General features: G+C 69.7%; 21 protein-coding genes, 1 other RNA gene and 1 pseudogene. 16 read left to right on the forward strand and 7 right to left on the reverse strand.

The annotated features are described in order from the left end of the window. Window positions 1–108: 108 nt before the first annotated feature. The 5 genes from ACI3EY_RS17050 to ACI3EY_RS17070 all read right to left on the reverse strand — a co-directional run bounded on the left by ACI3EY_RS17050 (window position 109) and on the right by ACI3EY_RS17070 (window position 5,951). Window positions 109–417, reverse strand: a complete 309-nt coding sequence (locus ACI3EY_RS17050) for a hypothetical protein (protein WP_405041253.1) — start codon at window positions 415–417, stop codon at window positions 109–111. Continuing rightward, on the reverse strand, window positions 414–542 hold the full coding sequence (locus ACI3EY_RS17055; protein WP_405041254.1) for a hypothetical protein: 129 nt from the start codon (window positions 540–542) through the stop codon (window positions 414–416). The genes ACI3EY_RS17050 and ACI3EY_RS17055 overlap by 4 nt, the downstream gene beginning before the upstream one ends. A 719-nt stretch (window positions 543–1,261) precedes the next feature. Next, complete coding sequence (locus tag ACI3EY_RS17060; protein WP_405041255.1) at window positions 1,262–3,574, reverse strand: bifunctional DNA primase/polymerase; 2,313 nt, start codon at window positions 3,572–3,574, stop codon at window positions 1,262–1,264. Window positions 3,575–4,131: 557 nt separating this feature from the next. Beyond that, window positions 4,132–4,335, reverse strand: a complete 204-nt coding sequence (locus ACI3EY_RS17065; protein ID WP_405041256.1) for a hypothetical protein — start codon at window positions 4,333–4,335, stop codon at window positions 4,132–4,134. A 251-nt stretch (window positions 4,336–4,586) separates the two neighbouring features. Continuing rightward, entirely contained in the window at window positions 4,587–5,951 is a 1,365-nt protein-coding gene (locus tag ACI3EY_RS17070) for a recombinase family protein (protein WP_405041257.1), read from the reverse strand. A gap of 21 nt (window positions 5,952–5,972) precedes the next feature. Here ACI3EY_RS17070 and ACI3EY_RS17075 point away from each other — a divergent pair. The 9 genes and pseudogenes from ACI3EY_RS17075 to ACI3EY_RS17115 all read left to right on the forward strand — a co-directional run. After that, window positions 5,973–6,509, forward strand: a pseudogene (locus ACI3EY_RS17075) (ATPase, T2SS/T4P/T4SS family); the annotation flags it as partial. Next, window positions 6,509–7,375 carry a type II secretion system F family protein gene (locus ACI3EY_RS17080; RefSeq protein ID WP_405041258.1) on the forward strand — a complete coding sequence of 289 codons (867 nt, stop codon included), beginning with the start codon at window positions 6,509–6,511 and terminating at the stop codon, window positions 7,373–7,375. The pseudogene ACI3EY_RS17075 and the gene ACI3EY_RS17080, both read left to right, overlap by 1 nt. Continuing rightward, window positions 7,372–8,301, forward strand: coding sequence for a type II secretion system F family protein (locus ACI3EY_RS17085; RefSeq protein WP_405041259.1), 930 nt, complete (start codon window positions 7,372–7,374; stop codon window positions 8,299–8,301). The genes ACI3EY_RS17080 and ACI3EY_RS17085 overlap by 4 nt, the downstream gene beginning before the upstream one ends. 28 nt (window positions 8,302–8,329) lie before the next feature. After that, the gene (locus tag ACI3EY_RS17090; protein ID WP_405038207.1) at window positions 8,330–8,530 is read left to right on the forward strand and encodes a hypothetical protein; all 201 of its coding nucleotides are present in this window, start codon (window positions 8,330–8,332) and stop codon (window positions 8,528–8,530) included. A 1-nt stretch (window position 8,531) separates the two neighbouring features. Continuing rightward, window positions 8,532–8,921 carry a TadE family protein gene (locus ACI3EY_RS17095; RefSeq protein WP_405041260.1) on the forward strand — a complete coding sequence of 130 codons (390 nt, stop codon included), beginning with the start codon at window positions 8,532–8,534 and terminating at the stop codon, window positions 8,919–8,921. Next, complete coding sequence (locus tag ACI3EY_RS17100; protein WP_405041261.1) at window positions 8,918–9,445, forward strand: pilus assembly protein; 528 nt, start codon at window positions 8,918–8,920, stop codon at window positions 9,443–9,445. Before ACI3EY_RS17095 ends, ACI3EY_RS17100 begins: the two co-directional genes overlap by 4 nt. Beyond that, window positions 9,438–9,893: a pilus assembly protein TadG-related protein gene (locus ACI3EY_RS17105; RefSeq protein ID WP_405038204.1), complete on the forward strand. Its 456-nt coding sequence runs from the start codon at window positions 9,438–9,440 to the stop codon at window positions 9,891–9,893. The genes ACI3EY_RS17100 and ACI3EY_RS17105 overlap by 8 nt, the downstream gene beginning before the upstream one ends. 34 nt (window positions 9,894–9,927) lie before the next feature. Continuing rightward, window positions 9,928–10,584: an HAD-IA family hydrolase gene (locus ACI3EY_RS17110; RefSeq protein ID WP_405038203.1), complete on the forward strand. Its 657-nt coding sequence runs from the start codon at window positions 9,928–9,930 to the stop codon at window positions 10,582–10,584. 120 nt (window positions 10,585–10,704) lie between these two features. Next, window positions 10,705–12,201 carry a beta/alpha barrel domain-containing protein gene (locus ACI3EY_RS17115; protein ID WP_405038202.1) on the forward strand — a complete coding sequence of 499 codons (1,497 nt, stop codon included), beginning with the start codon at window positions 10,705–10,707 and terminating at the stop codon, window positions 12,199–12,201. A 57-nt stretch (window positions 12,202–12,258) separates the two neighbouring features. Here the strand turns inward: ACI3EY_RS17115 and ACI3EY_RS17120 are convergent, their stop codons facing one another. Beyond that, entirely contained in the window at window positions 12,259–12,843 is a 585-nt protein-coding gene (locus ACI3EY_RS17120) for a DinB family protein (protein WP_405041262.1), read from the reverse strand. A gap of 89 nt (window positions 12,844–12,932) precedes the next feature. Between ACI3EY_RS17120 and prfB the strand changes: the two genes are divergently transcribed. Then, complete coding sequence (gene prfB / locus ACI3EY_RS17125; RefSeq protein ID WP_405038200.1) at window positions 12,933–14,054, forward strand: peptide chain release factor 2; 1,122 nt, start codon at window positions 12,933–12,935, stop codon at window positions 14,052–14,054. A gap of 147 nt (window positions 14,055–14,201) precedes the next feature. Here the strand turns inward: prfB and ACI3EY_RS17130 are convergent, their stop codons facing one another. Continuing rightward, complete coding sequence (locus ACI3EY_RS17130; RefSeq protein WP_405041263.1) at window positions 14,202–17,573, reverse strand: ExeM/NucH family extracellular endonuclease; 3,372 nt, start codon at window positions 17,571–17,573, stop codon at window positions 14,202–14,204. Between the two features lie 278 nt (window positions 17,574–17,851). On the opposite strand from ACI3EY_RS17130, the gene ftsE reads away from it, so the two are divergent. From ftsE to ACI3EY_RS17160, 6 genes are all read left to right on the forward strand, one after another. Next, window positions 17,852–18,538, forward strand: a complete 687-nt coding sequence (gene ftsE, locus ACI3EY_RS17135) for a cell division ATP-binding protein FtsE (protein ID WP_405038198.1) — start codon at window positions 17,852–17,854, stop codon at window positions 18,536–18,538. After that, entirely contained in the window at window positions 18,535–19,458 is a 924-nt protein-coding gene (ftsX, locus tag ACI3EY_RS17140; protein WP_405041264.1) for a permease-like cell division protein FtsX, read from the forward strand. The genes ftsE and ftsX overlap by 4 nt, the downstream gene beginning before the upstream one ends. Before the next feature lie 13 nt (window positions 19,459–19,471). Beyond that, complete coding sequence (locus ACI3EY_RS17145; protein ID WP_405041265.1) at window positions 19,472–21,172, forward strand: peptidoglycan DD-metalloendopeptidase family protein; 1,701 nt, start codon at window positions 19,472–19,474, stop codon at window positions 21,170–21,172. 59 nt (window positions 21,173–21,231) lie between these two features. Continuing rightward, a complete protein-coding gene (gene smpB, locus ACI3EY_RS17150) occupies window positions 21,232–21,711 on the forward strand; it encodes an SsrA-binding protein SmpB (RefSeq protein WP_405038195.1) in 480 nt (159 codons plus the stop codon). 103 nt (window positions 21,712–21,814) lie between these two features. Then, window positions 21,815–22,181, forward strand: a transfer-messenger RNA (tmRNA) gene (gene ssrA / locus ACI3EY_RS17155). A gap of 180 nt (window positions 22,182–22,361) precedes the next feature. Next, on the forward strand, window positions 22,362–23,573 hold the full coding sequence (locus tag ACI3EY_RS17160; RefSeq protein ID WP_405041266.1) for a tyrosine-type recombinase/integrase: 1,212 nt from the start codon (window positions 22,362–22,364) through the stop codon (window positions 23,571–23,573). The last annotated feature ends 4 nt before the right edge of the window (window positions 23,574–23,577 follow it).

Here is a 23,577-nt window from a genome sequence, read left to right on the forward strand (position 1 = left end):
CTCTAGTTCTCCCCGTGTGCGCGTACGGGACTCTGAATTTCACTGGGTGGGGAATCACTACCGGAACTGAGTGGCGGAGACGAACCGTCGTTCGTGATTCCAGCGCCCCTACCCATCGGTCGTCGGTCGGTGGCCTTCACGGCTGATCTTCGTGAACTCGATCAGCTGCTCGACTGCCGGCGTGGACGTCGCACCTTGGGCGTTGGCGTAGTTCACGTCGGCCTCAATGGCTCGGCCAGCGACGACGAGGACAGCTCGCAGAGTGTTGAGGGCGGACGGAAGGTCACGGTCCTCGGCCATGGGCTTGAGCAGGGCGTCGATCAGGTCGTTGTCACCGGCTGCTTGAGCGAGGACGAGTCCTGCTGCCTCAGCAACGGCGTCCCGTGCCCGTCCGTCAATGTCCTGGTTGTCGGTCATCGGTCCATCTCCTCGGTGTAGGTCTCGGTGGTGCATTGCAGGCAGCGGAAGCCGAACTCAGTGGCGGTGACGAGGGTCGATGAGCACCAGCTGCATCGACGCTCGGGGGTGTCGTCGTGGGTCATGGGGATTGCTCCTGTCGATGGGTGTGGGTGGTGGACGTGGCCCGGTGAGGTCGGTGGCCGAGTCGTTGCCCGCGCCTGCGCCGGTCCCTGCGTGCCTTGCCCTTGGCGGTGGGGTATCCCCACGGGTAGGGCCGAGGTGGCGGAGGTGGGATGGGTGCTGCCTGGCGGGTGCTGCGCATCACGACTCCTTCTCGTACCTGTTCACGTCGATGCCGGCCCAGACCCCGCTCTTCGCTCGGAAGGCACGCCTCAGGGCATCGCAGGCATCCAGGACCCGACATCGGCTGAGGCACACGTCGAGGACCTGCTGTCGGTCTCGGCGATGGGTGCTCGTCCACTCGGGTCGCCCAGTGCACGGTGGTGCTTCGCCCGTCTCCTCGACTGCCTCGTGGAACTTGGCTTGGGCCTGGAGCTGGGCCGACGTCGGTCTGATCCGGGGGAAAGGCGCCGTCACGGCACGAGCCTGTCTTGAATTGAGGATTCGTCAATCATGAGAATTTCCTCTCGTGAATTAATGCATTGCAAGTGGCGAACTCATGAAGTTTGTACGCTTGTACGTGTACAAAGGCTGTGTGCAATTTGCTCCTCGCCTAGGAGTGCACATTTTCATTCATTTATCGAGGTCAGGGAACTATCGCGCTTTCGGCCAGGCGCGTGTCGAAGTTGCATTTCGAACCCTGGGGGCTTGTACATGTACAACGTGTACAAGCCCCCAGGCTTCACTTCGACGACCTGTACTGCACAACGCCCTCGTGCTCTCGCGTCTCCACGGCGCCTGCAGCCATGAGCGCGTCGATGCCCTCCTGGAACCACCGCTCACGGTCGCGATATGCGATCTTCTGGATGAGGGTCGTGGCGTTCGTCCACTCACCTTTGAAGAGGTCATCCAACCTCCGCAGCAGGTTCGCGCTGACCCGCTTCAAGGCCTTGTCCTCCTTGTACTCCTCCTTGGTCTCGTCCCGTTCAGCCTCACTAAGGGCCCTGCCTCGGTTGCTCTGCGACCTGCTGCTCTCCAACTCCAACTCGACAGATCTCCGCGTGGCGTTGGACTTAGCCATGACCACGCCGGCCAGGTCCCAGTCCTCCATGCCGACGGCGGCACGGCCAGCGAGGAACGCAAGCGCGGCAGAGACCTTCAGATGGGCCAGCAGAGCGTGGCCATCGAGGGCTTCGGTCTTGCCTCGATGCCTATCCACTGCTGCCTGCCTGATGATCTTCGCCACCTGCTCCGGGACAGGCAGGAGTCGTCGTCCCCTGTCCTCAACGAGCTTCGCCGTCCCCGGAGGTGACCACGGAGGTGGCGGAGGTTCAGCAGGTGGCTCGTCGGGTATGAGCGCGTCGCGAGCAGGCAGCCACAGGAATCTCTGCGGTGTCCCACCGTCACGCTCTTCCTTGCTGAGCAGAGCGGTGGCACGTTCGGGCTGGATGCCGACGATGAGGCCGAGCCGATAGGCATGCGGCTCGACGATGAGCCTGTTGTCGCTCTTGTAGGCGAAGCCGAGCTGGTCACCCATCCACGCGTCACGGATCGACGGCATGAGGGTGGACCCCTTGCGGCCAGCCTGCGCCCCGAGGTTGTCGACCTCCGACGCTCGGAACAGCGCCCGTTGCCGGACCGTGACGAGCCTGGATGGCTGTCCCTTCTCCTTCTTGACCTCAACGAACGACTGCGCCATGCCCTCGCCGGAACCCAACGGGAGGACATCGAGGCTGAACCTCCATGCGAAGGCCTCCTCGGCTGCGCCCTCCGCCGCCTGCTTGCCCGACCCGGATGCACCAACGACACCGATGTACAGGTTCAGGCTCGCGGACTTGCCCACGATCGGAGGGACGACGACCTCAGGTCCGACTCCGCAGACCACTCGGGCGAGGACGACCCCGAGGGTGGCCCAAGGGCTCGCCATCCGAGACCGGGCGAAGTCCTTGATGTGACGGAGTTCCGGTCTGCGGTCCCAGAAGAGGGAGTCCTCCGCTTCCTCGACGCTGGCGTCGTGCGTCTGCTTCGTGGCTGATGGATCAACGACCATCTCCGGTCCAGCCAGTGCAGCCGGGGTCTCCAGCTTCGTTGGCTTGCCGCAGTCGTCACCACGGCACGGCTCCGGCTCCCGGGGTGAAGCAGCGACGATCTCGAAGGCACCGTGGAGCATCCTCGTCCACTCGATCTCGACGTCACCGTCTCGGTCCTTGCCGACGGCCCGGACGTAGTCGTCGTGCATCGACTTCAGGGCCGACCCGACGCCCTCGTGACCCTGCTGCCCGAGATACAGAACGGACAGCATGAGGTCCCTGGTGGCGTCGTGCCGGGAGCCTTGAACCGAGAGCGCGCTCGTAAGCCGCTCGAGCTGGCCTAGAACGGCCCGGCAGGGCTCGCCCGGAGTAAGCCACCCCTGGGCGTCCGGGGGTGGCTCTACCCGCGCCGTAGCACCCGTGGCCATCTCTCCATCTGTCAGTCCTGCTACCCATGCCTGTGGCAACCAGGGCAGTGAACCGGGTCGTGGGTAGTCCAGGCCGGCCTTGCCCTGCGGGTCGACCCACAGGTAGTGCTTGCCGGTACTGGGATGGATGGATGGGGGAGCGACGGCGTAGCGGTGGCCGTGGTGGATCGTCTCGATGCCTGGCCCGATGGTGTTGGGCCACTTCAGCCCTTCGGGCACCTGGAAGAGACGGATGCCGGAGACGGTGTCCTCCGGGTAGCGGGCCGTCGTCCTCCACGTTGGCGGCAGCGGGCCGAAGCGAGACTCGGCGACTTCCAACGAGTGACCACCGGACTTGCCCTCGTACGCGTCGACGTCGATGCCGAGCACGTTGCGGGGGAGTCGCAACGCCACGTTGGACGATGGGCTACCCGCGATCCACTTCTCGATGTCGCGCCTCACCGGGTCCAGACCGTTGTACCCGGTGAAGCCTGCTGGCACCGGCTCTTTGCGACCCGGTGGAAGCGGCAGAGCGCCGAGCCAACCAGCGTTGACGTAGTACGGAGCCATGAAGCCGTAGGGGTGGTCCCAGGGGCTGTCGTTCGTTGCGGCAGTCACCAGTCATCACCGTCCTCGTCGTCCTCGGACTCGGAGAACAGGCCCAGGTGGATGAGTTCGCACTCCTCGCCACACTCACTCGGGCAGAGGCAGTCGCCCGGCCCGGACTTGCAGCAGGGGCAGAACTCCTCGCCGGTGCGCTGACAGCACTCTTCGTCGCAGCACAGCAGGCAGCAGATGTCATCGCACCAGTCGCACGTCAGACCATCGCCACGGTGATAGCAGACCCAGGGCTCAGCCTGGAGGCCCCTATCTGGTCCCGGCTGCTGGAATCTGACCTCAGGTACGGCCAGTGGCTGCCGGAACACCAGAGGGGGCATAGAGCGCCCCAGAGGGGTGTTCCTGCTGGTCAGGGGCACAGTAGGGTCAGGTCCAGACGTGGTCGGCGTCATCTGGTGGACCTCTTCGCGCATCAAGTGCGAGGGGGTCCACTCATTTCCCGGACCCATGACGACCACCCCCTGCGAGCAGAGCAGCGATCCGGTCCTTGGTCTCCGGTGACAACGGCGGAGCGGCCTTCGCCTGAGCCTCGGCGTAGGCGCGCATCTCCTCACGGGTCATCGGACGACCGCCTCGTCGATCAGCGCCTTGGCGGTCTCCACTTGACCGTCCTGAAGTGGGGACGAGCGGGAGAGCAGGTTGCGGATCTTGTTGAGGGTGACCTCTCCGCGCAGTCGAGCGACCTCGTTAGGGTCACCCCGGCGGTGGGCCTGCAGAGCGAGACCGTTGAGTCGCTGAACAGGGCGTAGTTTGACGTGCATGGCGGTGTCCTTGGGAGCGGGATGCCTTCGGCATCAGAGGAGGGTGATTTCCTCTAGCCGCGGTACTCCGCTAGACACATGCAGCGGTCCCTCTCACGAGGGACCCTCGGCCAGCTCGAGGCCCAAGCGTCATTGCTTATTGCACCTCGCTCGATGGCGAGGACCGGTTTCCCGGTGCTGGTAGTGCAGGACTGTAACCCGATCCGGATGGAAGTTACAACCGTGTCGTTCCCTAGGCCCCTGACCTCGGGTTATTCACGCCAGCGGAGGTTCACGGTCGCAGGGTCGAAGGTCCGGGCGCCCCTCCCAGGGGAGTGGATCGTGACGTGGAGCAGCTCGCTGACGATCGTCCGCTGGGTGTCGACATCGGTCTGCTCCCAGGCAGTTGCCACATCGTCGGATCGAGCCAGGTCGGCCAGGATCGGGGTCCGTGTCAGGTCGGCCAGCTCAGTGGTCACGACCTCCAACCGATCGTTCACGCGCTTGCTACCGGCCTTGAGCCCGGCTCGGTCGATGTCACCGTCCGCGAAGGCTTCGGCCAAGCCCTTCAGGGTCGTGCGCAGGCGGCTCTGTTCTTGGCGAAGGTCGGCAGCCTTGTCCTTCTGCTGGGGACGGGCGAAGATCTCGACGGCATTCGGCTGCCTCAACCTAGCGATGACGAACTCGTGGACGAGGTTATCGATGTCCTCCGCTCGCCTGGCGATGTGCTTCCGGGTCTGGCAGTAGTAGAGCGGCCCTCGGGGCTCGGTCACGCCACGGACGGTCGCCCCGCAGGTGCCACAGGTCGCCACCCCTGTGAGCAGGTATCGGCGTGGCCGGCCAGCCTTGTGCCTGGACGGATCGCTCAGCAGGGCTCGGACGGCGTGGTGAGTCTCCTCGTCGATGATCGCTGGCCACGTCCCCTTGCCGACCACCTCGGACCGGTAGACGCGCAGCCCGGCGTGACGTGGATTCTTCAGCAGGCTTCGGATGCCCGAGGCGGCCCAGGGGTTGCCCGCAGTCGTCGTGAGGCCGTCCTCGTTGAAGGATCGAGCGATGGCATGAACCGCGCCTCCGGCGAGGAGACGATCGACGGCCCTCCTGAAGGCCTCGGCCTCGTTCGGGACGATCTCTGTCCCGTCGGGGGAGTAGCCGAACGTCCGACGACCCGCGTGAGGCAGACCGGACTCCGACCTCTGGAGGTTCGCTGCCCGCTGGCGCGCCGACTTCCGCTCGATCTCGCTCCGAGCCACGGAGGCTTTGATCCGGGCGAACAGCCTGCCATTGTCGTTGGACAGGTCGGCCTCCCCGTTTGCAGTGACGAGGAGCAGGCCACGCTCCTCGGCAGCATCGATCCAGTCCTCCAGCTGACGGGGCTGCCTGGTGAGCCGGTCCAGGTCCCAGCACACGATGGCCTCGAACCGGCCCTCGGTGTAGTCCTTGACCATCCGCTCGTAGGCCGGCCTGCGCACCTTGCGGTTCGAGGCAGAGACCGAGTTGTCGATGTACTCCTCGACGACCTTCCACCCACGATCCTTCGCGATCTTGAGGCAGTTGGCGTGCTGACGACTGACGGCCAGTGCCTCCCCGGACGCGTCCAGGGACTGACGGAGGTAGATGGCTGCTCTGGTGCCCATGGCAACTACTGTACTAAGTGCATGTTCGATCTGAAGATCAACCTCCGGGATGTCGCGGCCATGCAGTGCCGCCAACCCAGCCTGGAGGGCACGGGGGAGGTGCCGTTGCGCCGGCTGGTCAAGGAGGCGCTGCGGATGCGACCGGGCCGCATCATCGTCGGCGAGGTCCGCCAGGAGGAGAGCCTCGACCTGCTGATCGCACTCAACAGCGGGCTTCCTGGCATGTGTACCGTGCACGCCAACTCTGCGCGTGAGGCGGTCACCAAGCTCTGCACGCTGCCCCTGCTCGCCGGGTCGAACGTCAGCAGCAGCTTCGTCGTCCCGACGGTCGCCGGGTCGATCGACCTCGTCGTGCAGCTCGCGCTGGAGGCCGGGGGTGAGCGGCGGGTCCGGGAGATCGTGGCGCTACCGGGCCGTACCGAGGGCGAGGTGGTGGAGATGGCCGACCTCTTCGTGACCGACGGCACCGACCTGGTGCGCGCCGACGGGTTCCCGCCGCACGCGGACCGATTCGCCAGGGCCGGTTACGACCTGGCCCGGCTGCTGGGCCGCGACTGATGTCCGGCGCGGCGTGGGGCCTGGTGCTGGGGCTCGGGCTGGCCAGCATCTGGTGGTCCTTCTGGCCGCGCGAGACCGGGGTGCGGACCCGCGTCGGCCGACGGCGCCTGGAGATCCTGCAGGACCAGGTCACCTTGGCCGGTGTGCGCGGTCTCGGTCCGCGAACGCTGCTCGCCTCGTGCGTGGTCCTCGCCCTGGCGGTCCTGCTGCTGGGGTATGCCGTGACCCGGGTGTGGACGGTCAGCCTCTGCTTCTCGCTCATCGCCGGGTGGTTGCCCCTGGCCGTGGTGCTGGCCCGGGCCAGGCGGCGCCGGAGCCGGCTCCGGGACGTGTGGCCCGAGGCCGTCGACCACGTCCGTTCGGCCGTGCGGGCGGGGCTGGCGCTGCCGGAGGCACTCGTCCAGCTCAGCGACCGCGGGCCGGAGGAGCTGCGGCCGGCCTTCGCGGAGTTCGCGCTCGACTACCGGGCGTCCGGTCGGTTCACCGAGAGCCTTGACCTGCTCAAGGACCGGCTCGCCGACCCGGTCGCCGACAGGTTGGTGGAGGCGCTCCGGATCGCCCGGGACGTCGGTGGCACCGACCTGGGGAGGGTGCTGCACACCTTGTCGACGTTCCTCCGGGAGGACGCCCGCGCCAGGGCAGAGCTGGAGGCCCGGCAGTCCTGGACCGTGAACGCGGCTCGGCTGGCGCTGGCCGCGCCGTGGGCGGTCCTCCTGCTGCTGGCCACCCGAGGGAGCACGCTGGACGCCTACGGCACCCCTGCGGGTGCCGTGGTGCTGGGGGTCGGTGCCGGGCTGTCGCTGATCGCGTACCGGGTGATGGTCGCCATCGGCCGGCTCCCGGAGGAAGTGCGGGTGCTGCGATGAGCCCGGCCTGGGCAGGGGCTGTGCTGGCCCTCCCGTTCGCCGCCGGGCTGATCCTGATCTGGGTGGGCCTTCCGCTGGGCCGACGGGTCGACCTGGACGCGCGCATCGAGCCGTACCTGGACCGGGTGCCCCGCCGTTCCCGGCTGCTCGCGGTCGACGACCCTCGCCCCTGGCGGTTCGGGGACCTGCTGGCGCCCCTCGCGTTGCGCGGGGCGAGGTCCCTGGACCGGTTGCTGGGCGGCACCGACTCCGTCCGGACGCGCCTGCACCAGGCCGGCCTCCCGGCGGACGTAGATGGTTTCCGGGTACAGCAGGTGGTGTGGGGCACGGCGACCGCCGGGGCGGCGGTGGCTGTCGGGACGGTGCTCTGGTGGACGCGGGGGGCCAGTGTCGCTGCTCTGCTGGTGCTGGTCGGCTGCGCCTTCGTCGCCGGGGTGGTGGCGAGGGACACGTTGCTGAGCCGGGCCGCCACCCGTCGGCAACGCCGGATGATGGCCGAGTTCCCTGCCCTGGCCGAGCTGCTCGCGCTGTCGGTGACCGCGGGGGAGGGCACCGCCCAGGCGTTGGAGCGGGTGGCGCGACTCTCCCGGGGAGAGCTCTCCGCCGAGCTGGAGCTGTGCCTGGCCCACGCCCGCACCGGAGCCAGCCTGCCGGAGGCGCTCCAGGGTCTGGGCCGGCGCACCGGGGTGCCCGCGGTCGCCCGCTTCGTCGACGGCCTCGTCGTGGCCCTGCAGCGGGGCACGCCCCTGGGGGAGGTTCTCCGCGCCCAGGCGGCGGACGCCCGGGAAGCCGCGCGCCAGGAGCTCATCGAGCAGGGTGGCAGACGCGAGATCACCATGATGGTCCCCGTCGTCTTCCTGATCCTCCCCGTCACCGTCCTCTTCGCCGTCTTTCCCGGCGTCAGCATGCTCCGGGTCGCGCTGTAGATCGCTGTTCCCGTCCAAGGAGGAAGTCATGTCGCACAAGATCACCCGCCATCTGGTCGAGATCCCTGCGGGGTTCCAGGCCTGGCGCGAGGAACCGGAGCGCGGGGACGTGCCCGGCTGGGTGCTCATCACCATCATGACCGCCGGGCTGGTCGCAGCCCTGTGGCTGGTGGCCGAGCCCCTGCTTACCGGTCTCTTCACCAGCGCCGTGAGCAGCGTCAGCCAGTGAGATGAGGAGGTCTGCGCCCGACCGGGGCGCGGCAGCCTCCGAGTTCGCGATGCTGGCCGGTCTGGTCAGCGTCCTGCTGCTGGCTGCCATGCAGCTCGCCTTCGCCCTGCACGTGCACAACACCGCCACCGCGCACGTCATCGAGGGTGCCCGGGTCGGGGCGCGTGCGGACGCCACCCCCGCCGAGGGGGTGGCCCGTGCACGGGAGCTGATGAGCGCCAGCATGTCCGGCATCGCCGACGGCGCGGTCCTCACCGGCACCCGACGCTCCGTCGCCGGGGTCGAGGTGGTGGAGCTCACCGCCGAGGTGCGGCTGCCGATCCTCGGTCCGTTCGGCCCGGGTGGGGCCATGACGGTCACCGGGCAGGCCTACGCCGAGGACCAGGGATGAGGCCTCCCATCGCCCGACGCGCCCGCACTGCCCGACGCGCCCGCACTGCCCCGCCCACCTGCACGACCCGCCCGGTCCCGGTGCGGCGACGGCTGCTGCAGGAGCGCGGGTCGATGACGGTCGAGGTCGCCTTCCTGCTGGTGCTGCTGGTGGTCCCGTTGTTCTACCTGGTCGGCACCCTCGGGCGCCTCCAGGCCGGGGCGTATGCCGTCACGGCCGCCGCCCGGGAGGCCGGTCGGGCGTTCGTCACCGCGCCGGTGGTGGAGGCGGCCCCGGAGCGTGCCCGCGCCGCCGCGGGTCTGGTCTACGACGCCCACGGGTTCGGCGAGGGTGAGGGTGGCGTCGTGGTCCGGTGCCCGGACGCCGCCTGCCTGGCACCAGGGTCCTCGGTGCTGGTCGAGACCGAGGTCCACGTGCCGCTGCCGCTGGTGCCGGACTTCGTCGGGGACGCGGTGCCCACCCGGATCACCCTGACGGCGGCGCACCTGGAGCCCGTCGAGGAGTTCGGGCGGGGAGATGGTTGAGGTGCCGGACCGGGACGGGGGCCAGATCAGCGTGCTGCTGATCGGGATGGTCGCGGTCACCCTCTCGATCATCGTGGCCGTGGTGGGCGTCACGGCCGTGCAGCTGGGCCGGGTCCAGCTGCTGGACGCCGCCGACGCGGCCGCCCTGGACGCCAGCGACGCGCTGGCCCAGGAGCAGCTGTACGGCGGCGGGCTGGGGCCCGGGCTACCGGTCAGCGACGCCACGGTCGTGGAGGCGGCGGCAGCACACCTGGACCGGCGCCCACGCCCCAGCCGGGTCAGCGCCTGGACGATCGCCGAGGGCACCGGGTCCCCGGACGGGCGCACCGCGGTGGTGGCCCTGACCGGTACCGCGGAGATCCCCATGCTCAGCCCGTTGCTGGGCGCCTTCGGCGGGGGCGTCAGCATCACCGTCCGCTCCAGCGCCCGCTCCGAGCTGGTGGAGTGAACCGGCGCCCCGTCGGTCCTGAGACGATGCGGTGGTGCGAGACATCACCAGCGAGACCTTCGAGGCCATCCTCTTCGACAACGACGGCACCCTGGCCGACTCCCGCGAGGCCGTGGAACGCGCCTGGCGGTCCTGGGCGATCGAGCACCAGGTCCCCTACGACCGCTTCGGCAACCTGCACGGAGTGACCAGCCGCGGGATCGTCCAGCGGGTGGCGCCGGAGCTGGACGTCGATGCCGCCACCGCCGACATCGACCGACGTGAGCTGGAGGACCTCGAGGGAGTCGTCGCGCTCCCGGGGGCCGTCGAGGCGCTAGCCGCGGTGGGGGAGCGGGCCGCCATCGTCACCTCCGCCGGTCGCACCCTGGCGGAGCTGCGGCTGGAGGCCGCCGGGATCACCGCACCGGCGGTGCTGATCACCGCAGACGACATCACCCGGGGCAAGCCGGACCCCGAGCCCTACCTGCTGGGCGCGCGCCGGCTGGGTGCGGACCCGGCCCGGTGCCTGGTGGTCGAGGACGCCACCGCGGGTCTGGAGTCCGGGAGGGCGGCCGGCGCGGCCACCCTCGCCGTCCGCACCACCGGCGCCCAGGAGGAGCTGGCGGACTTCGCCGACCTGGTGGTCGAGGACCTGAGCGCGGTGCGCTTCGAGCTGGTCGAGCAGGGGGTTCGGGTCACCGTCCGAGGATGAGCGGCGCACCCGGGGGACGGATGGGCCTGACAAACGGGCCAACCTACGTTACCGTAACTTACGTTACCGAAACCTACGTCTGCGTAGGTTTACCCCCGACCAGGAGAGGTGCCCCCTCACATGGCCGCTGTCCAGACCGAGACCACGACGCTGACGATGACCCCTGCCCGGCGTCCCGCGCCGACCATCATCCAGGGCGGTATGGGTGTGGCCGTCTCTGGGTGGCGCCTGGCCCGGGCGGTCTCCCGGGACGGTCATCTCGGTGTCGTCTCGGGCACGGCGATGGACGCGGTCATCAGCCGGGTGCTCCAGGACGGCGACCCCGGCGGTCACTACCGCCGCGCGCTCGCGGCGTTCCCGAGCCGCCCGATGGCGGAGCGGGTGCTGGACAAGTACTTCATCGAGGGCGGGAAGCCGAAGGGCACCCCGTACAAGCCGATCCCGAAGCTGACCCTGGACACCGCACGCGCCGGTCAGGAGCTGGGCGTGGTGGGCAACTTCGCCGAGGTCTGGCTGGCCAAGGAAGGCCACGACGGACTGGTCGGCATCAACTGCCTGGAGAAGGTCCAGATGGCCAACCCGACCGCCCTCCTGGGCGCGATGCTCGGGGGCGTCGACTACGTGCTCATGGGCGCCGGCATACCCCGGGAGATCCCGCAGCTGCTGCGCTCCCTGGCTGCCGGGGAGCCGGGTCGGCTGTCGGCCGACGTGGCCGGGGGCAGCCTGCGTCGCACCATCACCGCCGACCCGCTGGACCTGCTCGGTGAGGACCTGCCGCCGCTGGCCAGGCCTGACTTCCTGGCGATCATCTCGGTCGACCAGCTGGCCAACTACCTGCACCGCGACCCGGACATCCGCCCGGACGGGTTCGTGGTCGAGCGCCCGCCGGCCGGTGGGCACTCCGCGCCGCCGCGGGGCAAGATGCAGCTCGACGACGCCGGTGAGCCGATCTACGGCGACCGGGACGAGGCGAACCTGGCGAAGATCTCCGCGCTCGGGCTGCCGTTCTGGATGGCCGGCGCCTACGCCACCCCGGAGAAGGTGGCCGAGGCCGTGGCCGTCGGCGCGGTCGGCGTGCAGGTCGGCACCCTCTTCGCCCTCTCCGACGACTCGGGGCTGGCGCCCGAGGCCCGCACCCGGCTGCTGGACCAGCTGCGCACCGGTGAGCTCACCGTGCGCAACGACCCGCGGGCCAGCCCCACCGGCTTCCCGTTCAAGGTCGCGACCCTGGAGGGCACCGCGAGCCAGGTCGAGGTCTACGAGGCCCGCCCCCGGCTGTGCGACCTGTCCTACCTGCGTCAGCCCTACGAGCGCGAGGACGGCGAGGTCGGTTACCGCTGCGCCGCCGAGCCGGTGCACATGTACCTCAAGAAGGGCGGCGAGGAGGCCGACACGGTCGGGCGCAAGTGCCTGTGCAACGGGCTGATGGCCAACATCGGCCTCGGCCAGGAACGCAAGGACGGGTATGCCGAGGACACCCTCGTCACCCTCGGTCAGGACCTGGCCGGCGCCACCGAGCTGATCGCCCGCCACCCGCAGGGCTGGAGCGCCCTGGAGGCACTGCACTACCTGCAGGAGCACCTGTCCGCGCAGCAGCGGCTTCGCGTCTCCGCCTGAGCCTCAGCCTGGAGAGGTCGGCGCCGTGGCCGTGCCCGGGCCGTGCGCCCGGGTCCGCTACTCCCCGGTGCTGCCGTCGAGCGCCTCTCGGAGCAGGTCCGCGTGACCGCTGTGCCGGGCATACTCCTCGACCATGTGGGTGAGGACCCAGCGCAGCGAGACGCTGGCCCGCCCGCCCCAGGCTGGATGTGTCACCGCCAGCGAGTCGGGTGACCCGGCGTCGGTCCCCTCGGTCACCGGGGCGGCCGCCGCCACCGCGACGACCTCCCGTGACCGTTCCACCGAGGCCTCCCAGAGCGCCCGCAGGGTGTCGGCGTCGTCCTCCTGCGCGCTGTGCCAGTCCCAGTCCACGTCGGCCTGCCAGTCCACGGTGTCCCAGGGCGGGGGCATCGACGCCGCGCCACCGACCACCTCGGTGAACCAGTTGTCCTCGACGTAGGACAGGTGCTTGAGCAGTCCGCCCAGCGTCATCCCGCTCGGGTGCCCCGGCAGGCTTCGCCGCAGCTGCTCGGTGCTGAGGTCTTGGGTCTTCCACCGCACCGTCGCGCGCAGGAAGTCCAGGAAGCCCAGCAGCGTCTGTGTCTCCCCGGCCGCCAGGGGCGGCTCGGGCCGTCCTTGCTCGTCCACCGTCGCCTCGCTCATGGGCGACAACGTACCCGCACCCGGTCGGGACGACCGGGACGGCGGCAGCCACGGCATACCGGTCCGGCACTGCCGTAGTGTTGTTCCTTGTGGCAGTCGACTTCGAGACCGAGATCAAGCAGCTCCGCAGCACCATGGCGTCGGTGCGAGAGGTGACCGACCTCGAGCAGCTCCAGACACGGATCACCCAGCTGGAGACCGAGGTGAGCGCCCCCGGCCTGTGGGACGACGTGGAGAACGCGCAGCAGATGACGTCCTCGCTGTCGCGGATGAAGGCCGAGCACGACAAGGTCACCGGGATGGACGCCCGGGTCGGTGACCTCGAGGCGCTCATCGAGCTCGGACGCGAGGAGGGTGGCGAGGAGGGAGCCGCCCTGCTCGAGGAGGCCGAGCGGGACCTGGCCGCGCTCCGCAGGGCGGTCACCCAGCTGGAGGTGCGGACCCTGCTCAACGGGGAGTACGACGAGCGCGAGGCCGTCGTCACCATCCGCTCCGGTGCCGGCGGCGTGGACGCCGCCGACTTCGCCGAGATGCTGATGCGGATGTACCTGCGCTGGGCGGAGCGGCACGACTACCCGACCACCGTGCTGGACACCTCCTACGCCGAGGAGGCCGGGCTGAAGTCGGCGACCTTCGAGGTCAAGGTGCCGTATGCCTTCGGCACGCTCGCCGTCGAGGCCGGCACCCACCGCTTGGTGCGGATCAGCCCGTTCGACAACCAGGGGCGCCGGCAGACGAGCTTCGCCGCGGTCGAGGTGATCCCGCTGACCGAGTCCACGGACGCGATCGAGATCCCCGAGAATGACCTGAAGATCGACGTCTTCCGCTCCTCCGGCCCCGGCGGCCAGTCGGTGAACACCACCGACTCCGCGGTCCGGATGACGCACATCCCCACCGGCACGGTGGTGTCGATGCAGAACGAGAAGAGCCAGATCCAGAACCGCGCCGCCGCGCTGCGGGTGCTGCAGTCCCGGCTGCTGCTGCTCAAGCAGGCCGAGGAGGCGGCCGAGCGCAAGGAGATGGCGGGCGACGTCAAGGCGTCCTGGGGTGACCAGATGCGCTCCTACGTGCTGCACCCCTACCAGATGGTCAAGGACCTGCGCACCGGGCACGAGGTCGGTTCCGCGTCCTCGGTGCTGGACGGCGAGATCGACGACTTCATCGACGCCGGGATCCGCTGGAAGCGCGGTCAGGAGAAGGACGACAGCTGAGTCCACCGTCGTCGGGGAACCGACGGCGACGACGGCTCTGGGGACGACTGTCCCTCGCGACGACGCCTGACGCACGACAAGGCCCGTGGGACCGGAAGGTCCCACGGGCCGCGTCGTCCAGGTGACCGGCCACAGGCCGGTGCCCCGTCAGCGCAGGTCGTCACCGTCGCCGTTGAGGGCGGCGGTGAGGGTGTCGCGGACGGTGTCGGTGAGGGCGGTGGTACCGCCGAGGAGGATGGCCTGGGCGGGGTCGATGCCCACGATGGTGTCCAGGACCTGGGCGGGGATGTCGTCCGTGCGGCTCAGCATGACGGGGACCTGCTGGTATCCGGCGAGTGCGGATCCGGCGAGGGCGTCGGGGTAGTCGAGGCCGGTGGCGACGTGGACCAGGGGTGCGGGGTTGTCCTGGTCGTAGCCGAACTGTTCGGCGACGGCCACGGAGGTTCCGTACCTGTTTCCGCCGGAGAGGCGGTCGGTGGCACCGAGGGCGGTGTAGACCTCCTCGCTGACGGCGACGGTGCCGCCCAGGACGGTGACCTCGGGGTTACCGAGGGCTTCCAGGGCGCTGGTCAGGGATCCGGGGACGGAGTCGGTACGGGTCAGCAGGACCGGGACGCCTTCGGTGGCGGCCAGGGCTGATCCGGACAGGGCGTCGGCGAAGGCCTCGTTCTGGCCGGTGGCGACGTAGACGTGATCGACCTGGCCGTACTGGCGGGCGATCAGGGCAGAGGTCTCGAAACGGTCGGTGCCCGCGATGCGGGTAACGTCGCCGTAGCCTTCGAGGGTGTCTTCGACGGTGTCGGAGACGGCGACCTCGCCGCCGAGGATGACGATGTTCTCGGGGGCGATGTCCTCCAGCGCGCTGATGGTGGCCTGGGGCAGGCTGCCGGTGCGGGTGAGCAGGACCGGGGCGGGGGAGCCGTCGGGTGCCACGGTTGCTTCGCCGGTGGTGCTGGGGATCATGCCCCTGGCGGCGGAGGCGGCACCGGAGAGCGCGTCGGCGAACTGGTCACCGGTCGCGATGTAGACGGTGTCCACGCCCTCGGGGTAGGCCGCCGCGATCTTGGCCGCGGTGACATACCGGTTGCTGCCCGAGATCCGGTCCACCGGCACGTCCTCGTCCACCTCGGTGCCCAGACCCACCAGCACCGGGTCGTGGTCCGAGCTGGCGAACTGGTCGTCGCTGTGGAAGTCCACGACGTTGTAGTTGCGCCGGCTGTACTGGAAGGCGATCGACTCGTCACCGTTGATGTCCCAGACGGCAGCGCCGGTCACCAGCTCACCGGCCGCCTCGTTGGCGAAGACGTGGTCCAGCGAGCCCAGACGGCCGCTGAACTGGTAGCTGGTCGACATCGGCTCGAAGGCACGCGCCAGGTTGGTGTAGCCGGCGTCCTCGAAGACCCGCACCGGGTCCTCGCGGCTGTAGGCGTTGAAGTCACCCATCAGGAAGACCGCCTCGTCGGCGAACATCTCCTCGGACCAGGCGCTGAGCGCCTCGGCCTGGGCGATGCGTGCCGGGTTGGCCAGCCCCTGGCCGGTGCCGTCGTCCTCACCGGAACCCTTCGACTTGAAGTGGTTCGCGACCGCCACGAAGGACGTGCCGTCCTCGGTGGTGAAGCCCTGGGCGAGCGGGTAGCGCGCGTTCGCGAAGGCGTCGTCCAGCTGGATCATCGAGGGCCCGTCGAGCGCGACGGTCTCCGGGTCGTAGATGAACGCCGTGCGGATGATGTCCTCACCCGGAGGCACGACCTCGGGGGAGGGGGCGAAGGCCCACCGGGTCTCACCGGCCTCCTCGTTGAGCGCGGCGACCAGGTCGGCCACCGCCTTGTCGCGGGGGTGGTCGATGTAGCTCAGGCCGGCCGAGTTCTCGATCTCTATCAGGCCCAGCACGTCGGCGTCGGTGCCGTTGATGGCGGTGACGAGCTTGGCCTGCTGGTCGGCGAAGGCGCTCTCGCTCCAGGCGCCGCGGACCTCGCAGAAGTCGGTGCCGACCGGGTTGCCGAAGCGGTCCTCGTAGAAGTCGCAGTCCGCCTCGTCCTGGCCGAGGTCGGAGAAGTAGTTCAGCACGTTGAAGGCGCCGATCTGGATGTCGCCACCGACCTCGGGAGCCTCGACCTCACGGTCGTTCTCCGAGGCGATCGGGTCGGACCCACTGTCCGAGCCGACCACCTGGCCGGTCGGCTGGTAGTTCCACTGGAAGCGGTAGTCCATGACCACCGGCTGGGTGAAGCTCACCTGGGACCGGGTCCGGTGCGGCTCCTCCTGGGACAGGTAGGGCAGCGGCGACGACTGGGCCGTCTCGTTGCGCAGGTAGTCCCAGCTCGAGCCGTCGTCCAGGGTGATGTAGCGGGCCAGGTTGGCCTGCTCGTAGGCCTCTGCCTCGGCGCCGGGCAGCACCATGTCGGTGGCCTGGTAGAGCGGCTCCTCGCCCAGGGCGAGACCCAGCTGTCCGTACTGGTTCAGCTGGTAGTTGTTGGTGATGGTGTAGGTGCCCTCCGGCTGCACCAGCATCCCCTCGTAGACCTCCTTCTCGGCGTCCGTCACCGGCAGGGTGGCCAGGGGCGTGCTCGTCACCGCGTCGCAGTCGCCCGCGTCGGTGATGACCGGGTCCGCGAGCTGGGTCAGGCCGAAGTACTCGCCGACCGTCGCCTCGACGCTGACGCACTGGCCGATGGTCAGGTCGTCCACGTCGTCAGGGGCGTAGAGGAAGATGCCGTCCGAGGCGTCGCCGGGGACCTTGGGGGCGCCCCCGGTGCCGGGCGTCTGCAGGTATGCCCCGTCGAACCCGCCGGTGGGGTACGCGGCGGTCACGACACCGGTCGTGATGACGGGCTGGTCGACCAGCGGCGAGCTGTCCCCGGGGCCCTGGATCTCGGCGATCGAGGCCTGCACGGGGTCCGGCTCGGGACCCGGGCCGGGGCCCGGGTCGACGCCGCCGCCACCGCTGTTCTGCGGCGACGGCTCGTCGGTGCTGAAGTCGGCGGCGTTGTCGTCGGTGTCGACGAAGTCGGTGCGGCTGGCCGAGGTGCTGTTGCTCAGGCCGGGGCCGGGGGTGCCCTCGAAGAGCTCGACGTCCCCGTAGCCGACGAGGTCCACGACGGTGTCACCGGTGACCAGCTCCACACTGCCCTGGCTGCCGGACATGTTGGCGCCGCACTCGGCGTCCGGCGTGGGCAGCGGGGTGGTGCCGCCCGCGCCCGCGCCCTGCTGGACCAGGAAGAAGGAGCCGGGCTCCACCGTCCCCTCGAGCGTGCAGGCGTTGCCGAGGTTGCCGCTGGCCGAGTAGTAGCTCACCACCGTGTCGGCGAGGTCGATCGACTCCTCGGTGGGGTTGTAGAGCTCGACGAAGTCGTTGGTGAAGGTGGCGCCGGAGTTGCCCCCACCGCCGTAGACCTCGTTGATGATCAGGCCTTCACCGGCGGCGTTCGCCACCGGTGCCAGGGTGACCAGGCCGGTGACGGCCAGGGCCGCGGTAGACAGGCCTGCCAGCCCGCGGCGGGCCAGGGAGGGTGGTTGCATGTGGTGTGGCTCCTCGGTACGGCGTCACGGACCGGGCCGGGGCGGCACCGATCCGCCATGGAACCTACCCGCCACCTCCGACGAAGGGGAGGGCTCCGCCGCAGTCGTGACCAGATGTTCACCCTCGCGACGACTCGGCACACCCCGGCGTGGGAACCCTTGACGCAACGTCCCATCGGTTAACGTGTGCCACGGTCGTCACAGTCTGCCCACTCGTCCCATACGTCCCTTCAGGTTCCCTGGCCCACGACCGTTGGAGTTCTGCCCGGATGATCACGATGGATCGCGTCAGTCTGCGCTACGCCAAGGGTGACCCCTGGGCGTTGCAGGACGTGGACCTCGACGTGACCCGCGGGGAGTTCTGCTTCGTGGTCGGCGAGTCCGGTTCCGGCAAGTCCTCCCTGCTGCGGATGGTGATCATGGAGCAGCACCCCAGCAGCGGACGGGTACTGGTCGCCGGGCACGACCTCGGCGAGCTGCCGCACCGGCGGGTGCACCTGCTGCGCCGCCAGATCGGCACCGTCTTCCAGGACTTCCGGCTGCTCGCCGGCAAGACGGTCTACCAGAACGTCGCCTACGTCCTGCAGGTACTGGGTGTGAAGCGGCACGAGATCCGCCAGCGGGTCCCCGAGACGCTGGCCCTGGTGGGGCTGCCGGACAAGGGGCGCAGGCTGCCGCACGAGCTGTCCGGGGGAGAGCAGCAACGGGTGGCCATCGCCCGCGCGATGGTCAACAAGCCGCCGATCCTGCTCGCGGACGAGCCGACCGGCAACCTGGACCCGGACACCAGCCAGGAGATCGTCGCGATCCTCGAACGGATCAACCGTTCCGGCACCACCGTGCTGATGGCCACCCACGACACCACCATCGTCGACCAGTTCCGCAAGCGGGTCGTGCAGCTGCACCAGGGGCGTGTGGTCCGCGACCAGGCCGAGGGCGGCTACCGGGAGGTGGTGGCCCCGTGAGGCCGGGCTTCCTGCTGGCCGAGATGGGCAACGGCCTGCGGCGCAACTTCTCGATGTTCGTCTCCGTCGTCCTGGTCTCGATGGTCTCGCTCTTCTTCCTCGGGATCGGGCTGCTCGCCCAGGCGCAGGTCGACACGGCCAAGGGCTACTGGTACGACCGGGTGCAGGTCTCGATCTTCCTGTGCACCCCGGACTCCACCGACGCGGCCGGCTGTGTGTCCGGAGCCGTCACCGACGAGCAGCGGGAGCAGATCGAGAGCGACCTGCAGGGGCTGGAGCCGCTGGTGACGGAGTACTTCTACGAGTCGAACGAGGAGGCATACCAGCGCTTCCAGGAGCAGTTCCGCAACTCCTCGGTGCTGGACTCGGTCCCGCAGGAGTCGATCCCGTCCTCGTTCCGGGTGAACCTCGCCGACCCCGGCAAGTACGAGGTCATCCGGGCCGCCTTCGAGCAGGCGCCCGGGGTCGACAGCGTGGAGGACCAGCGGGAGGTCGTGGACCGGCTCTTCGCCTTCCTCGGGGCGCTCAGCTGGGGGGCGCTGGCGCTGGCCGTCGCGATGGTGGTCTGCGCCGTGCTGCTCATCTCGACGACCATCCGGCTGACCGCGTGGAACAGACGTCGTGAGATCGCCATCCAACGGATGGTCGGGGCCTCCGCCTTCTCGATCCACCTGCCGTTCGTCCTGGAGACCGTGGTCGCCATGGTGCTCGGGTCCGCGCTGGCCGTGGGGCTGCTGTGGTTCTCGGTGCGTTTCGGCGTCAGCGGCTACCTCTCCGAGCTGCTCGCGGGGGAGAGCGGCCTGATCAGCCTGGTCAACGAACGGGACCTCTGGATGATCACCCCATTCCTGGTCGGCGGAGCACTTCTGCTGGCTGTCGTCACCGCCTGGATGGCGCTGCTGCGCCACGTACGGGTCTGAGAAGGGAACAACGATGGACACCACCCGCGCCACCACGCAGCGCGCCGACGCAGCCGCCGGACGGGCCGTGCGCCCGCGGCGGATGCGACGCGCCCTCGTCCTGGCCCTCGTCGGCGTCGTCGGTCTCGCCGGTCCGGCGCTGGCCTCCGAAGAGCTCGACGAGATCCGGGAGCGCATGGAGCAGGTCGAGCGCGAGCAGGGGGAGTCCTCCTCGGACCGGGACGCGGCGCAGGAGCGCGCGGAGGAGCTGGGGGAGCACCTGGAGCACACCAGCAGCGAGCTGGTGGCCGCGGACGAACGGCTGCAGGAGACCACCGCCCAGGTCGAGGCCGCCCGCATCGTGCTGGAGGAGGCGGAGTTCGACCTGGCCGACGCCGAGGCGGAGACGGTGCGGATCGAGGGCGACCTGGCGGTGGCCCGCGCCGACGAGACGCGGATCGAGGAGGGGCTGGCTGAGAACGCCTCCGCCCAGGACGAGACGCGCAGCACCGTCGGGGCGATCGCCCGAGAGAGCTACAAGGAGGGGGGTATGGGCTCGCTCGCCTCCACCCTCGAGCTGCTGTCCGGGGAGGCGGACGCGGTCGACCAGATGTCCATGGCGCGCACCGTGCTGCGGGTGCAGGACCAGCAGATCCAGCAGCTGGCCACCCAGGAGGCGGAGCAGGTCGTCGAGCAGGACCGGCTCGCCGGTGTGCGGACGGACATCGACTACCTGCTGGCCAAGGCCGAGGCCAACGTCATCGCCAAGGAGCAGGCACGGGCGGCGGCGGACGCGGCGACCACGGAGCTGGAGCAGCTGGAGGCCGAGCAGGAGACGGCCAAGGCCGAGCTGGAGGCCGAGAAGGCCAAGGTCGAGGCCTCGCTGGAGGCGCAGCAGGAGCGCTCCGAGGAGCTGGAGGCCGAGCTGGCCGAGCTCGCGGAGACCAAGCACGGCCTGAAGTCGCAGGAGCAGGCGGAGCTGACCCGGATCGCGGAGGCCGAGGCCGCCCGCAAGGCGGAGGAGGAGCGGCAGCGCAAGGCGGCCGAGGAGGCCGCGGCCAGGGAGGCCGCCCGTGAGGCGGAGCGCCAGCGCGCGGCCGAGCGTGAGGCGGAGCGCCAGCGGGTGGCGGCCGTCGAGGCGCAGCAGCGGGCCGACGCGGCCGCGCAGGCCGAGGCCGACCGGCGGGCGGCCGCAGCCCAGGCGGAGGCGGAGGCCGCAGCCAGCGCCGCGCAGGCCGCGCAGCAGGCCGCGGACCAGGAGGCGGCCGCCCGTCGAGCGGCCGAGGAGCAGGCCGCCCGGGAGGCGGAGGAGCAGCGCCAGGAGGCCGAGAACGCCTCCTCGGGTCGGCTCTCGCACCCCGTGAACGCACCGACCACCAGCGAGTTCGGCAACCGGCTACACCCGGTGCTGGGCCTGTACCTGCTGCACTCGGGGCTGGACTACGGCGCACCGTGCGGCACCCCGATCATGGCGGCCACCGACGGCGTCGTGCACAGCACGCCCTACGACGACAGCCGAGGCAACTACGTCGTCATCGACCACGGCGTGCTGCGCGGGGTGAACCTCACGACGGCATACCTGCACCTGGAGGGCTTCGCGGTGTCCCCGGGCGAGCAGGTGGCGCGCGGTCAGGTCATCGGTTTCGAGGGCACCACCGGCACCTCCACGGGGTGCCACCTGCACTTCGAGACCCGGGAGAACGGCACCCCGGTGAACCCGCGCAACTGGCTCTGAGGTCGGTGGGCGACAAACCGGGAGATTCGGCGTCGCGTCTCGCCTAGACTTGGGCGGTCATGGCTCAGGAGAAGAAGAAGCGCACGCTGGTCGCCAGCAACAAGAAGGCCCGGTACGAGTACCTCATCGAGGACACCGTCGAGGCCGGGCTCGTGCTGACCGGGACCGAGGTCAAGGCGCTGCGTCAGGGACGCGCCAGCCTGGCCGAGGGGTATGCCGTGGAGTACGGCGGGGAGCTGTGGCTCGAGAACGTGCACATCCCCGAGTACACCCAGGGCACCTGGACCAACCACGCGGCGCGGCGGCGGCGCAAGCTGCTGCTGCACCGGGAGCAGATCGACAAGATGGTGGCCAAGGCCGAGCAGGCCGGGCACACCATCGTGCCGCTGTCGCTGTACTTCAGCGAAGGTCGGGCCAAGGTCGAGATCGCGTTGGCGAAGGGCAAGAAGATCCACGACAAGCGCCAGACGCTGCGGGAGCGACAGGACCGGCGTGAGGCGGACCGGGCGATGTCGGCCCACCTCAAGCGCCACGGCTGAGCCGAGCGGAATCTCCGTGGACCCCGGGGCGTTGACCCCGTAGACTGACCTCCCGCGCCGCAGGGCGTGGGTTTGACAACTGCACAGCGTGAGACACCCCCATGGGGGTGATCGGTTTCGACGTCGCACGACACTTCAGGGGAAGCGGGTCGAGGATGCAAGGTCATCTCGTCAACGCTCCTTGCGAAACCAATAGCTGCCGATTCCAAGCGCAGCGACTTCGCCCTCGCCGCCTGAGCGAGCCCGAAGTCTGTCAGCCTGAGCTCGTCACCGTCTCAGTAACTGGCATCAGCTAGGTGACTTGCTGCGTGATCTTGTCGAGGGATCACGTGGGACTCCAACTCGGCTGGGCCTGTCAGGGAACGTGTGCGCGCGAGCCCTGGGGCCGAGAAAATCCTGAGCGCACTGCACCCGGAGAAGCCCTGATTTCTCGGCGACGGACGCGGGTTCGATTCCCGCCACCTCCACCCACGTGTCTCACGCTGTGCGCGTTGTCGCACGTCAACCCCCAGATTCCGCACAACGGCGCGGATCTGGGGGTTTCGTGCGTCCGGACAGGAGTGGTCACTCGTATGCTCAGACGACCACGAAAACTGACACAAAACTGACACAGGGCTGACACACCCTGGCCGGGTCCGGAGGCGGAAGACGTGAGCACGCGGGACACCAGAGCCAAACTGCCGCGCGGCATCGTCCCGTTCAGAGGGCGCTACCGGGTCCGGATGGACTACGAGGGCACGACCCACTCGCTCGGGGTCTTCCAGACCATCACCGATGCCAAGGCGGCTCTGTACATCGCCAAGGCCGACGCGGCGCGTGGCACGTTCGTCCCGCCGACCGAGCGACGGTCCGAGCGGCAAGCGGCCGCCGCGCGAGCGCAGGTGGAGGCGATGACGTTGGAGCAGTGGTCCGAGACGTGGCTGGCGAACCTCGAGGCGGACCCTGAGCGTTCCCGCGCCACCGTCGTCTCCTACCGCTCCGTGCTGAGGAACCACGTGCTGCCCGACCTCGGGGACGTGACGCTCATCGAGCTGACCACCGAGCAGGTCGCCGCGCATCTCGCCGCCCTGGCCCGCCGCCCGTCGCGACGCCACCCCGGTGCCCGCGTCAACGGCATCGCGCCCAACGTGGTGATCGTGCTGCGCTCGATGCTCAACGCGGCGGTGAAGGCGAAGGCCGGGGGACTGGAGCACTTCGAGTTCCCGGCCGCGGCCAAGCACCGCCGGGTCCGCCCCGAGGACGACCACGGGGACGTCGCCTCCCCGGAGCAGGTGCGGGCCTTCACCGAGGCGATGCCGGCACATCTGCAGATCGCGATCCCGCTGGCCGCGTGGTGCGCCCTGCGCATCGGTGAGTTGCTCGGGTTGCAGCGCCGCGACCTGGAGCACCTGGACGACCCGCAGCGCGCCGTGCTGCACGTCCGACGGCAGTGGAACGTGAAGGCCAACGCCCTCACGCCGCCGAAGGCGGATAGCGTCAGGACGGTCGCCATCCCGGACGCGCTGTTGCCTGCCCTGCGGCAGCATCTGGAGACCTACACGCCGGCAGGCCACATCGCACCGGTCCTGACAGGGGCCCGAGGGGCGCGCGTCTCGCAGACCGCGCTCGACAACGCGTGGAGGGCGGCTCGTGACGCAGCCGGCCGGCCCGGGTTCCGCTTCCACAACCTGCGACACACCGGCCTCAGCAAGTACGCCGAACAGGGGGCCACCCTCGCCGAGCTGCTCCACCGCGGCGGCCACACCGACGTCTCGGTCGCCCTGCGCTACCAGCACGCCACCGCCGAGCGTGACAGAGCACTCACCCAGCGGCTGAGCAGAGACATCACCCTCCCAGCGCGCGTCGCACCTGCCGACAGGTGAACCA

Origin of the sequence: Serinicoccus shuyuelongi, assembly GCF_045032955.1 — a bacterium.
GTDB lineage: Bacteria > Actinomycetota > Actinomycetes > Actinomycetales > Dermatophilaceae > Ornithinicoccus.

Excerpts from the sequence above, each read along its gene's own strand:
- ACI3EY_RS17050 (WP_405041253.1), bottom strand. The coding sequence starts at position 417 with ATGACCGACAACCAGGACATTGACGGACGGGCACGGGACGCCGTTGCT.
- ACI3EY_RS17055 (WP_405041254.1), bottom strand. The coding sequence starts at position 542 with ATGACCCACGACGACACCCCCGAGCGTCGATGCAGCTGGTGCTCATCG.
- ACI3EY_RS17065 (WP_405041256.1), bottom strand. The coding sequence starts at position 4,335 with ATGCACGTCAAACTACGCCCTGTTCAGCGACTCAACGGTCTCGCTCTG.
- ACI3EY_RS17070 (WP_405041257.1), bottom strand. The coding sequence starts at position 5,951 with ATGGGCACCAGAGCAGCCATCTACCTCCGTCAGTCCCTGGACGCGTCC.
- ACI3EY_RS17080 (WP_405041258.1), top strand. The coding sequence starts at position 6,509 with ATGTCCGGCGCGGCGTGGGGCCTGGTGCTGGGGCTCGGGCTGGCCAGC.
- ACI3EY_RS17085 (WP_405041259.1), top strand. The coding sequence starts at position 7,372 with ATGAGCCCGGCCTGGGCAGGGGCTGTGCTGGCCCTCCCGTTCGCCGCC.
- ACI3EY_RS17090 (WP_405038207.1), top strand. The coding sequence starts at position 8,330 with ATGTCGCACAAGATCACCCGCCATCTGGTCGAGATCCCTGCGGGGTTC.
- ACI3EY_RS17095 (WP_405041260.1), top strand. The coding sequence starts at position 8,532 with ATGAGGAGGTCTGCGCCCGACCGGGGCGCGGCAGCCTCCGAGTTCGCG.
- ACI3EY_RS17100 (WP_405041261.1), top strand. The coding sequence starts at position 8,918 with ATGAGGCCTCCCATCGCCCGACGCGCCCGCACTGCCCGACGCGCCCGC.
- ACI3EY_RS17105 (WP_405038204.1), top strand. The coding sequence starts at position 9,438 with ATGGTTGAGGTGCCGGACCGGGACGGGGGCCAGATCAGCGTGCTGCTG.
- ACI3EY_RS17115 (WP_405038202.1), top strand. The coding sequence starts at position 10,705 with ATGGCCGCTGTCCAGACCGAGACCACGACGCTGACGATGACCCCTGCC.
- ACI3EY_RS17120 (WP_405041262.1), bottom strand. The coding sequence starts at position 12,843 with ATGAGCGAGGCGACGGTGGACGAGCAAGGACGGCCCGAGCCGCCCCTG.
- ACI3EY_RS17130 (WP_405041263.1), bottom strand. The coding sequence starts at position 17,573 with ATGCAACCACCCTCCCTGGCCCGCCGCGGGCTGGCAGGCCTGTCTACC.
- ftsE (WP_405038198.1), top strand. The coding sequence starts at position 17,852 with ATGGATCGCGTCAGTCTGCGCTACGCCAAGGGTGACCCCTGGGCGTTG.
- ACI3EY_RS17145 (WP_405041265.1), top strand. The coding sequence starts at position 19,472 with ATGGACACCACCCGCGCCACCACGCAGCGCGCCGACGCAGCCGCCGGA.
- smpB (WP_405038195.1), top strand. The coding sequence starts at position 21,232 with ATGGCTCAGGAGAAGAAGAAGCGCACGCTGGTCGCCAGCAACAAGAAG.